This is a genomic window from Aliiglaciecola lipolytica E3 (genome assembly GCF_000314975.1).
Classification (GTDB): domain Bacteria; phylum Pseudomonadota; class Gammaproteobacteria; order Enterobacterales; family Alteromonadaceae; genus Aliiglaciecola; species Aliiglaciecola lipolytica.
Map to the genome: position 1 here is coordinate 47,245 of NZ_BAEN01000061.1, position 12,058 is coordinate 59,302.

General features: G+C 41.2%; 14 protein-coding genes and 1 pseudogene. 4 read left to right on the top strand and 11 right to left on the bottom strand.

Features of this window, described 5'->3' with window-relative positions; all coding sequences use genetic code 11:
- Window positions 1-5: 5 nt before the first annotated feature.
- From GLIP_RS15525 to GLIP_RS15540, 4 genes are read right to left on the bottom strand one after another with little or no spacing between them, the layout of a single operon-like run.
- Entirely contained in the window at window positions 6-407 is a 402-nt protein-coding gene (locus tag GLIP_RS15525) for an ExbD/TolR family protein (protein WP_008845615.1), read from the bottom strand.
- A gap of 34 nt (window positions 408-441) precedes the next feature.
- Complete coding sequence (locus GLIP_RS15530) at window positions 442-963, bottom strand: MotA/TolQ/ExbB proton channel family protein (protein ID WP_008845616.1); 522 nt, start codon at window positions 961-963, stop codon at window positions 442-444.
- Between the two features lie 4 nt (window positions 964-967).
- Window positions 968-2,344: a MotA/TolQ/ExbB proton channel family protein gene (locus GLIP_RS15535; RefSeq protein WP_008845617.1), complete on the bottom strand. Its 1,377-nt coding sequence runs from the start codon at window positions 2,342-2,344 to the stop codon at window positions 968-970.
- 13 nt (window positions 2,345-2,357) lie between these two features.
- Entirely contained in the window at window positions 2,358-3,125 is a 768-nt protein-coding gene (locus tag GLIP_RS15540; RefSeq protein WP_008845618.1) for a DUF3450 domain-containing protein, read from the bottom strand.
- A 537-nt stretch (window positions 3,126-3,662) separates the two neighbouring features.
- Here GLIP_RS15540 and GLIP_RS15545 point away from each other — a divergent pair.
- Complete coding sequence (locus GLIP_RS15545; protein WP_008845619.1) at window positions 3,663-4,112, top strand: hypothetical protein; 450 nt, start codon at window positions 3,663-3,665, stop codon at window positions 4,110-4,112.
- A 100-nt stretch (window positions 4,113-4,212) separates the two neighbouring features.
- Here the strand turns inward: GLIP_RS15545 and GLIP_RS15550 are convergent, their stop codons facing one another.
- A complete protein-coding gene (locus tag GLIP_RS15550; RefSeq protein ID WP_008845620.1) occupies window positions 4,213-4,935 on the bottom strand; it encodes a YebC/PmpR family DNA-binding transcriptional regulator in 723 nt (240 codons plus the stop codon).
- Window positions 4,936-5,002: 67 nt separating this feature from the next.
- Complete coding sequence (gene zapE / locus GLIP_RS15555; protein WP_040523197.1) at window positions 5,003-6,109, bottom strand: cell division protein ZapE; 1,107 nt, start codon at window positions 6,107-6,109, stop codon at window positions 5,003-5,005.
- Window positions 6,110-6,220: 111 nt separating this feature from the next.
- Here zapE and GLIP_RS15560 point away from each other — a divergent pair, with 111 nt between their 5' ends.
- The 3 genes from GLIP_RS15560 to GLIP_RS15570 all read left to right on the top strand — a co-directional run bounded on the left by GLIP_RS15560 (window position 6,221) and on the right by GLIP_RS15570 (window position 9,293).
- The gene (locus GLIP_RS15560; protein WP_008845622.1) at window positions 6,221-6,655 is read left to right on the top strand and encodes a ZapG family protein; all 435 of its coding nucleotides are present in this window, start codon (window positions 6,221-6,223) and stop codon (window positions 6,653-6,655) included.
- Window positions 6,656-6,745: 90 nt separating this feature from the next.
- Window positions 6,746-8,110: a DegQ family serine endoprotease gene (locus tag GLIP_RS15565; protein ID WP_008845623.1), complete on the top strand. Its 1,365-nt coding sequence runs from the start codon at window positions 6,746-6,748 to the stop codon at window positions 8,108-8,110.
- Between the two features lie 136 nt (window positions 8,111-8,246).
- Window positions 8,247-9,293 carry a trypsin-like peptidase domain-containing protein gene (locus GLIP_RS15570; protein WP_040523208.1) on the top strand — a complete coding sequence of 349 codons (1,047 nt, stop codon included), beginning with the start codon at window positions 8,247-8,249 and terminating at the stop codon, window positions 9,291-9,293.
- 29 nt (window positions 9,294-9,322) lie between these two features.
- Here the strand turns inward: GLIP_RS15570 and murA are convergent, their stop codons facing one another.
- From murA to GLIP_RS15595, 5 genes and pseudogenes are all read right to left on the bottom strand, one after another.
- Entirely contained in the window at window positions 9,323-10,582 is a 1,260-nt protein-coding gene (gene murA / locus GLIP_RS15575) for a UDP-N-acetylglucosamine 1-carboxyvinyltransferase (RefSeq protein ID WP_008845625.1), read from the bottom strand.
- A 14-nt stretch (window positions 10,583-10,596) separates the two neighbouring features.
- Window positions 10,597-10,854: a BolA family protein gene (locus GLIP_RS15580; protein ID WP_008845626.1), complete on the bottom strand. Its 258-nt coding sequence runs from the start codon at window positions 10,852-10,854 to the stop codon at window positions 10,597-10,599.
- A gap of 29 nt (window positions 10,855-10,883) precedes the next feature.
- Window positions 10,884-11,207, bottom strand: a complete 324-nt coding sequence (locus tag GLIP_RS15585) for an STAS domain-containing protein (RefSeq protein ID WP_008845627.1) — start codon at window positions 11,205-11,207, stop codon at window positions 10,884-10,886.
- A complete protein-coding gene (locus GLIP_RS15590; RefSeq protein ID WP_008845628.1) occupies window positions 11,208-11,858 on the bottom strand; it encodes an MlaC/ttg2D family ABC transporter substrate-binding protein in 651 nt (216 codons plus the stop codon).
- Window positions 11,859-11,883: 25 nt separating this feature from the next.
- A pseudogene (locus GLIP_RS15595) lies at window positions 11,884-12,058 on the bottom strand (outer membrane lipid asymmetry maintenance protein MlaD); the annotation flags it as partial.

Sequence of the window (12,058 nt, forward strand, 5' to 3'; positions counted from 1 at the left end):
ATACTTTACTCTTGTGCTGCAATTGACACGTCATAAACACCTGCTGCACGCGAAGCATCCATGACTTTAATAAGCGTTTCAGTGGTCGCTTTACGATCAGCTTGGATAACAACAGTTCCCTGGGGATTCTCCGCTTTTAAACGTTCAATGTTCGCTTGAACAGCTCGAACATCAACTCTGCGTTTGTTTATCCAAATTTCACCTTTGTCACTTATCGCAACTAAGATGTTTGCACGATCCTTTTTCACCGCGGTAGCAGCTTCAGGTCGGTTAACGTCGATGCCGGATTCTTTAACAAAAGAAGCGGTTACGATAAAGAATATCAACATGATAAATACCACATCCAACATAGGTGTCATGTCAATTGTTGCTTCTTCTTCTTCAACTAAATTCTGAATTTTTCTCATAAATACTCTTTCTTCACGCGTGCCTAGCTAGGCACTAACGTTGAATCTCCAATGCATCTTCTAGATGTAAACGTTCTGTTTTTGCCGTACGAGTTAGCCATGTAGACGCAAACACCCCAGATAAAGCACCAACCATCCCAGCCATTGTGGGTATAGTTGCTTGTGATACACCTGCAGCCATTGAACGCGCATTTCCACCGCCAGACATTGCCATGACGTCAAATACCACAATCATTCCGGTCACGGTTCCCATCAAGCCCAACAAAGGACAAAGCGCGACTAACGCTTGGATGACTGGCAAGCTAAAACGTAATTTCAAGCTCACTCTAGAAATCATCGCCTGTCTGATTTGATGCGCATTCCATGAACTACGGTCAGAACGTGACTGCCATGTGGAAATGGTTTGTTTTTTAAATTGTTTATGGCCATAAGTCACATAGAAAATCCGTTCAAGTATCAAAATCCACATTACGAAAATCAGGCCACCGATTATCAGTAGGATGACCCCACCGGTTTCGGTGAAGTCTCGGATTGATTCAAAGATTTCTAAAAACATCGTCTTATGCCTTAGTGCCAGACTGACTCTCAGCGCGCTCTGCAATTACACCAGCAGCTTGTTCTTGTAGAATCGCTACAATATTTTTGCTTTGGGTGCTTAACAGTGCGTATAACAAGGTAGTTGGGATAGCCACAACCAGACCTAATACCGTGGTAATCAATGCTGAAGAAATACCACCCGCCATAATTTTAGGGTCACCTGTACCAAACAAAGTAATTTGTTGGAAGGTCACAATCATACCGGTAACAGTTCCTAGTAGTCCTCCAAGCGGCGCAACGACTGAAATCATTTTCACCAAAGTTAGAAAACGTCCAAGTTTCGGTACTTCTGCAAGAATTGCTTCGGTTAGATGTAACTCTAACGACTCAGTATCTGCGTTCGGGTGTTCGTCTTTTACTTTAAGTACACGGCCTAGTGGGTTACCTTCAGAGATAGTGTTTGACTTAAGCTGAGCATTCACTTTCGCGCCAACTGTGGTTAACACGATGAAGCGCCAGAATGCGACTAGGATACCCACAGCACCAACAGCGATGATGATGTAACCAACCAAGTCACCTTGATGGATGCGCTCTTCTAAACTAGGAGCTTGCACCAATAGTCCAAGGATAGTACCGCCAGTTGGATCTAAACCAAATGAAACCAATTCACCGTCAGAGTTTTGCAAATCTGCAGCACTGTTGCTGTAACGATCAGCCGGTTGACGAATCAATTCTGCCACCGTATCGGTATCACCTTCATATTGAAGATACTTACCTTCAGAAACTAAAGCGAAAGGTCCTACGCGCACCACTTCTTTATTCACTTTAGCGCCGCCAGCTTCGACCACGTCAGCATTAAATTTAGTTACTTTGCCAGACTCAGTCATCTCACGTTGAATTTCGAACCAAACACGCTCTATTTCTTCAATCGATGCAAGTTTAGAACTAGTACCCATTGATTGGGCCATTTCATCTAGAAATTCAGAACGGCCAGGAATTTGCGCAGAAATAGTCGAGTTATAAAATTTATTTTTAGTATCCCCAGCCACTTGCTGTAAAACACCAAAAAGTTCTTTTAATGAACCTAAACGTTTATCTAGCGCTTCATTTAGGTCTGCTAATTTAAATTCATTTTCTTCGAAGCTAGTTTCTAACTTTTCAGAAGTATTTAAAGCACTATTACGCTGCGAAGTGGCGTCGCGAAGCATTTGATCTTGCTCTGCGCGTTTTTGTACGAACTCTTTTTCACGTTGTGCATTTTGTTGATTTTGTTGGTATTGCCCTTGCTCTAATTGCTTCAGCAACGCATCTAAATCAAGTGGTTTGCTATCCTGGGCAAAGGCTGCTCCAGCAAAAGTAGCAACCAAAAGAACTGCAGTGTTTCTAATTAATTTTCTCATGGTGTCTACTCTCTTAATCCGTGATCGCAACTGGCAACATCAACAAATCTGGTGCCATTTGTTTCTTGGCCATTCTTAGACCTTTGGTGATTTGTGTGCGGTAATCAGAAGAAAGTGGTTCCCACTGACGAGTCTGTTTATTCCAGATGCCTTGCATGCCAGCATCGCGAGTTTGATAAATCAGTGCAGTTCTACCTATACGTAAGAAATCGACGTTTCTTTCTTGACCATCGATAGTGTGCAAGCCCGGATAGGCTTCGAGGGTGCGGCCATAATCCATTTCTACCTGGTAAGCTTCCATCACTCGTCTGAATTTTTCAGAAGGAGCTACGTCAGCGCGATCCATCATATTACGCAAGTCAATAATACGATTAGCACGTTCCTCTTCTAGAAAAGGCACGTCTAATTCGACGAATTGAGCCAAACCATCAATCATGCGAATCATTAATGGCGTAATTTGTCGCTCAATAACACTCACTTCATCGATAGCGTTATTCAGGTCCAACATTTCCTGCTGCTGATTAGCAATTTGTTTTTCTAATTGCTTGTTGTAAACCATCAAACCATCAATTTCTTTATTAATGGTTTTAAACTGCTGCAATTTACTGCCAATTTGATCAGTAATATTGTTTATTTTAGATTGGGAATCAGCTGCTGATTCGTTGATTTTAGCTGCAGCATCTACCACAGGTTGCAATTCTTTGTCTTGCTGCGCGAATGCAGCTTGACCTGCCAGCAGACTAACAAGTAGCACTGCAGACAATGTTTTTGTAAATTTCATACAATCAAACCCTAGAGTGGAATCAAGTTGGCGAACAACCAACAATAAAATCTTCGGGCAATGATAGGGGTATTGTGTGACAGTATTATTACAGAACCAGACAGAATTTTTAGATCCACCGTTGGGGTAGAAATGGCCTTTGCATTGACATCTAACCGATTGTTTTAATTAAATTAAAAAATAGAATCAAAAATACGTAATTGAACTTAAAAAATGTAGGTAAATAAAAAAACCAAAGATATTGCATTCGTTTTTTTGACATTTTTGTGACAGTCACTGCCAGTCTATTATTGGCAAACTTCTGAATAAAGGGATTATTAGTTACTCTTTTTGTTGGCTCAACTTCCCCCCTTTTAGCGTTAATAAATTACAAGCTCGAAAAACACCTTTCCCAAACAACACACTCTCACTCACTAAAAGACAAAATTAAACTGGTTAAATTTTAATCAGACGCTACTATTAATTAGCTAAAAAACTTTACGCTCCTACCCGCTTTATTTGCGCAAAGAATCTCACTGCATGGAAAAGGAATCTATAATGAAAAAAGTAACAAACCTGATTTACGGCGTTATTATCTGCTTACTAACCTTCTCTTCTTCCTCCTTAATGGCGGACGAAAGAGTGTTCAAAAATGGTGATTATTGGGAAGTGACCTCAGTAGAGATCGAAGATGGGCAATGGCTAACATACGCTAAACATCTAGCCGACGAGTGGCGCTCTTCAATGGAGTTTGCAAAGTCAAAAAAATGGATTAAAGAATATAAGGTCGTCTACAACGTTCATGCTAGAGACGGTGAAGCAGATTTATATCTAATTACCATTTTCGATAAATGGGCCTCTCTTGAGGAGGAAGAAAGTCGTTTTACTGAATGGATGGAATGGTCAAAAGAAAGCCTGAGTAAACTGGAAGAAGAAAGTGGTGATCGTGCGAAAATACGCCGTTTAATGAGTGATTCATTGTTACAAGAGCTCCACTTCAGGGATTAATTTGTATAAAGATTTTTGATAAAAAAATTTACTATTAAAAAAGCCCACCTGTGATGTGGGCTTTTGTTATCGCTTCAAAAACGTTATTTATTAAAAATAATCAACGCTGTACTTCAGCATTGTGATACACATCTTGGACATCATCACAATCGTTTAGCATATCCATGAACTTATCAAACACTTCAACGTCGTCACCAGCAACATCAACATGAGTTTGCGGGATGAAGGTAATTTCATCTACATCAAACTCCATTTCACCATAGGCGTCGTTAAGCGCTGTTTTCACTTTAAAATATTCAGTATTTGGGGCAAATACGGTAACAACACCGTCTTCGCATTCAATATCAGCTACGTCTACGTCTGCTTCCATTAACACTTCTAGTACCGCGTCTTCGTCGTCGCCTTTAAACGCTAATACAGCTTGATGATCAAACATATGCGATACAGTGCCAGGACTACCGATCTTTGAGTTGGTTTTAGTAAAGCAATTACGAACATCTGTAATGGTGCGGTTATTATTATCGGTTAAGCAGTCGACTATAACCATACAGTTACCCGGACCAAAACCTTCGTAACGTGCGACCGTAAAGTCTTCGCCCGCACCGCCCTCGGCCTTTTCAATGGCCTTGTCGATAACGTGACTAGGAACTTGATCTTTTTTAGCTTTATCGATTAAACGCCGTAAAGAAAGATTCGCTTGTGGATCAGTGCCACCATTTTTCGCGACTACATAAATTTCTTTTCCGTATTTAGAATATACTTTGGTTTTCTGACCGGCAGTTTTCGCCATCGCAACTTTGCGAACTTCAAACTTTCTTCCCATCTTAATTGTGCTCTTATCATTTTGAGTTTTTAACTATCCTAGGTGGATTCTACCTAGAGTCTGGGGTCTAGGGCAAATGTTGTGTCGCTAAATAATCATGAGACTGCATTTCTTTCAGGCGACTTAGGCAACGCTTAAATTCAAAATTTAACTGACCTTGGGTATACAATTCTTCTAATGGCACTGCCGCAGAGATGATCAATTTCACGTTTCGCTCATAAAACTCATCTACCATGGCAATAAATCGTCTTGCCACATCGTCTATTGCTTGTCCCATTTGTTCAACATTTGCTAATAATACAGTGTGGTAGCACTGGCTTAATTCCATGTAATCATTTTGGCTTCTTGGCCCGTCACACAAGGCTCTAAACTCAAACATCACCACACCGTCGGCATCTTTCATTGACGGGATTTTACGTCCTTCAATTTCAATATCTCTTTTGCTGCCACCAATTTCAGGAGCCAACTGAGAAAAATACTTATCTAAATTTTGATTGGCTTCTTTATCTAACGGGTAGTGGAATATTTCTGCCTGTTCTAGGGTACGTAAACGATAATCTACCCCAGAATCAACGTTAACTATGCGGCAATTTTGGTTGATAAGTTCAATGGCAGGCAAAAACCGCGAGCGTTGTAAGCCGTTCTTGTACAATTCATCGGGGATAATATTTGAGGTAGCGACTAAACAAATACCGCGAGCAAACAGTTCTTGCATTAAGGTACCTAAAATCATCGCATCAGTAATATCAGAAACAAAAAATTCATCAAAACAAATCACTTTGGTTTCTTTTGCTAAAATACTTGCCACGATTTTTAGTGGGTCGCTCTCACCGCCGAGTGACTTAAGCTCTTCGTGCACACGATGCATAAATCGATGAAAGTGGATTCGCATTTTATTTTTAAACGGTAAACATTCGTAAAAAGTATCCACTAAATAGGTTTTACCGCGACCCACTCCCCCCCAGAAATAAACCCCTTGTATGCTTGGTTTATTCATTCCTTTTCCAAACGTGCTGGCAAGCTTAACCCGCCAAGTAAGCTTTTTTTTAGGTTGGGTAAGCTCATCAAATAAACGTTGAAGCTCTTTTACCGCATTTTCTTGGGCGGCATCGTAATGAAATTCAGGATCCTTAAGATCCTGTTGATATTTTTGCCAAGGCGTTATCATAAACATCCGCTAATATTAAAAATTGTTAAAAAAATCATCTTGATCAAAAAATAATTGACCGCATAGTTTGCTAAGCGAGTATGATTAAGTAAAGCATTTGTATAATTTGGAGACATTATGGACTGGATAGTAGGGTTATTGCTATTGGTTGTGGGCATGATTATTGGTTTTTTTATATCAAAGTTCTTCGTAGAACGAAAATTCGCGGAGCAAGCCTCTAAGCAAAACGAAAATACGGTGAAAGAAATAATGGCGCAAAATGCAACTGATCATATCAGTCAAACTCGCGATATCGTAACGAATTTACAAAGTCGTTGCGATGATTTGGTGGCGCAGCTAGACGCATATGAGAATGTTCTGATTGCCAGCCAAACAGACGATACCGAAAAATTAACCTATTTTGGTGAACAAGCAACGGTTTATATTCGTCATCAACAAGCTAAACAAAAACGTAAAAGTGAAACCCCAGAATTTCAACCTAGAGATTTTTCGGGCGAAAGAACAGGACTGTTCACTGACGCAAAAAATAAGCAAGTCGTCGACGAAAAGTAATTAAATCTGAACTTTGCACACTATTGTAAGGTCACTTAACTGACTTAATAAATTGATTGTGAGTAGCAATACTTTGGAGACAAAACTACGATGAAAAAAGCTGTTAATCGTTTAATTTTTACGACTGCCATAATGATTGGAACGGCGTCTATTGGTATGTCTGCAAATGCAGCATTACCTTTCTTTTCTTCAGATAAAAATGAAGTTCCGTCATTGGCACCCATGTTAGAAGAAACCACTCCAGCGATCGTAAGTATCGCGGTTGAAGGAACTCAAGTATCACGTCAACGAGTACCTGAAATGTTTCGTCATTTCTTTGGTGGTCAAAATGAGCAGGTACAAGAAAGGCCCTTCAAAGGTCTTGGTTCTGGCGTAATTATTGATGCGAAAGAAGGCTATGTGGTTACCAATAACCACGTGGTTGATAACGCCGATGAAATCATCGTTAAGTTAACAGATGGTCGTGAATTCAAAGCGAAGAAACTCGGCGCTGATGAGCAGAGCGACATAGCGCTGTTAAAGATAGAAGCAAAAAATATAAAAGCCGTGCCTTTGGCTAATTCAGATAAATTGCGTGTCGGCGATTTCGTGGTGGCAATCGGCAACCCATTCGGCCTAAGTCAAACAGTTACTTCAGGCATAGTTAGTGCGATGGGTCGTTCTGGTCTCAATATTGGTGGTTACGAAGACTTCATTCAAACGGATGCCGCTATTAATCGCGGTAACTCTGGTGGTGCATTGGTGAATTTACGCGGTGAGTTGGTAGGCATAAATACCGCAATTTTCGGCCCTAATGGCGGAAATGTCGGAATTGGCTTTGCGATTCCAAGTAACATGATGAAAAGCTTGGTTGATCAGATTGTTGAGTTTGGTGAAGTACGCCGTGGTTTATTGGGTATTTTAGGACAAGACGTCGATGCGGGCTTAGCTGAAGCAATGAATTTAGACGTTAACAAAGGAGCCTTTGTTAGTGAAGTAAGTCCAGATTCGGCTGCAGAGAAAGGCGGGATAGAATCGGGCGATATCATTACCCATATCAATGGCCTTGAAGTCAGTAGTTTCCAAGAACTGCGCGCTAAAATCGGCACCATGGGAGCAGGTGCAGAGGTTGAATTGACTGTCATGCGTAAAGGTAAGTCTCGTAAGATTGACGTTACTTTAGGTGATGCAACCGGCACAGTTGTGGCTGCTCGGGAAATACACCCAGCACTAGAAGGTGCCACTTTGACTAATGGCAAAACCGAACGTGGTAACGATGGCGTGATGATTTCCGAGTTGGAAAGTCGTTCAGCGGCTGCGAGCATTGGTTTACAAGAAGGTGATGTGATTGTGGGCGTAAATCGTTCACGCGTAACCACAGTGGCTGATTTGAGTAGACAAATGGAAGAAGTACAAGGTGTCATAGCCTTAAATGTGCAACGCGGTAAAACCTCCTTATATTTAGTTATTCGTTAGTTTTTTAATCAATTTAAGCATAACAGCCAATAAATCCTAGGCTGTTATGCTTTTATCCCCTGCTTGTACCTACCATCCTTGATTATTCAGTGTTACTCTTAATAATCAGTCGTTTAACTTGATCTACTACGTGAAAATACCAGTCTGGCTCCAATTTCTATCAAAATCCATCGCTTTGGGATTAATCATCTCGGCGCTTATATTAGCATTAGTGCCAGAACTAAGGCGTGGGAGTGGTCTAAGCTTCGATGTATTTAATCGCGATCAAGGCGAGCCTGAGAAACAAAGCTACTATGACGCTATTAGTCGTTCAGCCCCCGCAGTTGTCAATATCTACAGCAGTAGTATTGATATTGTTAGGCGTCGACAAGTCAATCGCACCAGCTTAGGTTCAGGTGTAATAATGACACAAAGCGGCTACATTCTAACCTGTTGGCATGTTATTCAAAATGCAGAAAGCACCATTGTTGGATTGCCAGATGGTCGCAGAGTCGCAGCTGAGTTAGCCGGCTTTGATGAGCTAACAGATTTAGCCGTATTAAAGATAACCGCCGATAATTTACAGGTTATTCCGCAAATTGACGATCCTCAGATACGTGTAGGAGATGTTGTTTTAGCCATTGGTAACCCATTAAATATTGGTCAAACGATTACTCAAGGCATTATTAGTCGTTCCGGTCACACCATTACTCAAAACTTTAGGGAATTCATCCAAACGGATGCGGTTATGCATGAGGGCAATTCTGGTGGAGCGCTAGTAGACAGCAACGGCATATTAATTGGTATTAATAACGCAAATTTCAAAACCTTGGATAGCCAACGTAGAGTAGTTGATGTAAATGGAATCTTTTTCGCTGTTCCTTATACCTTAGCTAGACGGGTTATGGATGAGATAATTGAAAACGGTAAAGCGACCCACGGTCAATTAGGTTTCGCAGGTGGTATCGATCCAAACCTTGCTGGTGTAGTTGTCACAAATGTAGAGCCCGGTGGGCCCGCCGAATTAGCCGGTTTACAGCAATACGATATTATCTTATCGGTGAATCAAGTTGAGCTAGAAACGCTCGATCAAACCTTTGATATGATTGCTAAAAGCCGACCTGGTGAAAAACTAGATTTGGCTGTATCGAGAAATGGCAAGATCATTAATATCCAAGTGACCGTAGGGGAAGCAAGTCGCTAAGCGCACAATAATGTGCGCTCCATCAAAGGTTAGCTAAAACGTTTAATATGCGCGCCTAAGTTAGTTAACTTTTTCTCGATATGCTCATAACCCCGATCTAAATGATAAATGCGATCAACGATAGTTTCTCCTTTCGCCACTAACCCTGCGATGATTAAACTTGCAGAAGCGCGTAAATCAGTCGCCATAACTTGCGCGCCAGTTAGTTGCTCAACCCCTTCACACACCGCATTATTGGTTTCTAACGCTATTTTAGCCCCCATACGTTGTAATTCAGGAACGTGCATAAAGCGATTTTCAAAAATAGTCTCAGTGACTACTCCCGTGCCTTTTGCTACACAATTCAACGCCATAAATTGGGCTTGCATATCAGTTGGAAAGCCTGGGTGGGGGGATGTCTTAATGTTGACACTATTAGGCCGCTTACCGTGCATATTAAGTGAAATCCAATCTTCACCTGTTTCGATTTCTGCACCCGCTTGAGTGAGTTTACTCAGCACGGCATCGAGGGTATGTGGAGCGGCATTTAAGCAGCGTATATGCCCACCAGTGACTGCTGCTGCCACTAAAAAAGTACCGGTTTCTATACGGTCAGGCAAGACTCGGTAATGACACCCTTTCAGACGTTTAACACCAACAATTTTGATACTGTCGGTACCAGCGCCTGATATTTTTGCTCCCATACGATTTAGACAATTTGCTAAATCGACAATTTCCGGCTCTCTAGCAGCGTTTTCCAATACCGTTTGACCATCTGCAAGCGTCGCCGCCATCATTAGATTTTCAGTTGCGCCAACACTTACCATATCCATGAAGATATGTGCACCTTTGAGGCGACCTTCAACTTCTGCACGCACATAACCTGCATCAACACTGATTATCGCGCCCATCTGTTTAAGACCATCCAAGTGCAAGTTAACCGGACGCGCACCAATAGCACAGCCGCCGGGCAAAGAAACATTTGCTTTGCCGTACTTAGCTAATAATGGGCCTAGTACCAATATTGACGCACGCATGGTTTTAACCAGCTCATAAGAAGCCGTCATATTGTCAATGTTGCTAGGGTCAAGTTCTAACTCTTGGTTATCATGACGCTGCGCTTTTACGCCTAAGCCTGACAGCAGTTTAACGCTGGTATTGATATCCCGTAAATGCGGGACGTTATCAAAATAGCAGGCTGAATCCGCTAAGATACATGACATCAAAATAGGTAGAGCGGCATTTTTAGCGCCAGATATTACCACGTCCCCATGCAATGCAGGGCTGGTATGAATACTGAGTTTATCCATTGTACTTAAACTAGCTATTGCGGCACATTGAACATACGTTCACGTTGCCATTGCTTTTCGGAGAAGGTTTTGATGGAAATCGCATGCATACTTCCATCGGCAATTTGCTCTTTTAGAGGGCCGTAAATAAATTGCTGCTTTTTAACTCGGCTCATACTTTCAAACTTGTCGCTGACTGCAATAATTTTAAAGTGTGAACCTTCGCTAGTCACGTGAACTTCAACCAAATCTAATTGTTCTTTTAGTAAGGCTGCTATTTGTTGATTATCCATTTGTACTCTTTAGAATTGAAAACTTAGATCTATTGTAACGATAAAATACTATTAACGTTGCTTAATTTAGCCAGTTTTATCAATCCATTGGGTAAGTTAAGCATTTCCAGCTCAACCTCTTCGGCTTTACAGGCTTTTAGCAAATGCATAGCCCACGCTAATCCGGCAGTATCTACCTGCTCAACTTTGGAAAAGTCTACCCGGACAGGGGTATTATTGGCTTTACATGAGCGAATTTCACTTTTCTGTTGAGGCCAAGATTTCATCACAGTATTTCGATTAAGATCACCGCTTAGCTGAAACACGCCCGCGTCAGATTTGCTAACCTGAATGCCGTTAGATGCTTCAGCCACTTAAGCAGCCTCTTTCTTTTCTAGTGAGATTGGCTGGTCGATTTTTTCACGCATCAGTTCTATAACTTTGTCGATCCCTTGCTGGCGTAAAATAGTCTCAAACTCACTTTGTTTAGATGACAGCATGCTGATACCTTCAGCCACCATGTCATAAGCTTTCCATTCGTTAGTTTTACGATCTTTTCTAACTTTAAATGCAATTTTGATGTCTGGACGTTTTCCGTCTTTTACGATGGCACGGACAGTCACACTGCGCTCATCATCAAAATCTGAAGCTGGTTCAAATTCAACAGTTTGATCGTCGTAATATCCCATAGCAACTGCGTAAGTTGTTACTAAGTATTCACGAAACACTACAACAAATTCCTGTAACTGTTCTTTTTCTGCTTTTGTGACATATTTTCCCAACACTTTAAAAGCAGAAAACTTATAGTCTACGTGCGGTAGCAACTCTTCTTTCATAATCGCCCGCAAGATTTCAGGATTTTCATTGATTTGTTGCTTTTCACGCTTAATCCGCGCGAACGTTTTTGAAGCAACATCTTTGACCATCACGTAGGGATCGGTAACTTCTATATTTTGTCCGTAAGCATTTAACCCAAACGTCATTAAAACAATTGACGCAACCTTTATAAATATCCGGTTTTTCATAACTTTTCCTAACCCCAATGGCAACTTAATCGCTACCTTTACTAAACAAAAACTGACCAATTAGATCTTCTAATACCAATGCAGATTTTGTATCCGCAATATAATCCCCGTCACCCAAATTTTCGATATCATCTATAGTAAAACCTGGCTGAAAACCCACGTACTGCTCACCTAATAAACCTGAAGTCAAAATAGACGCT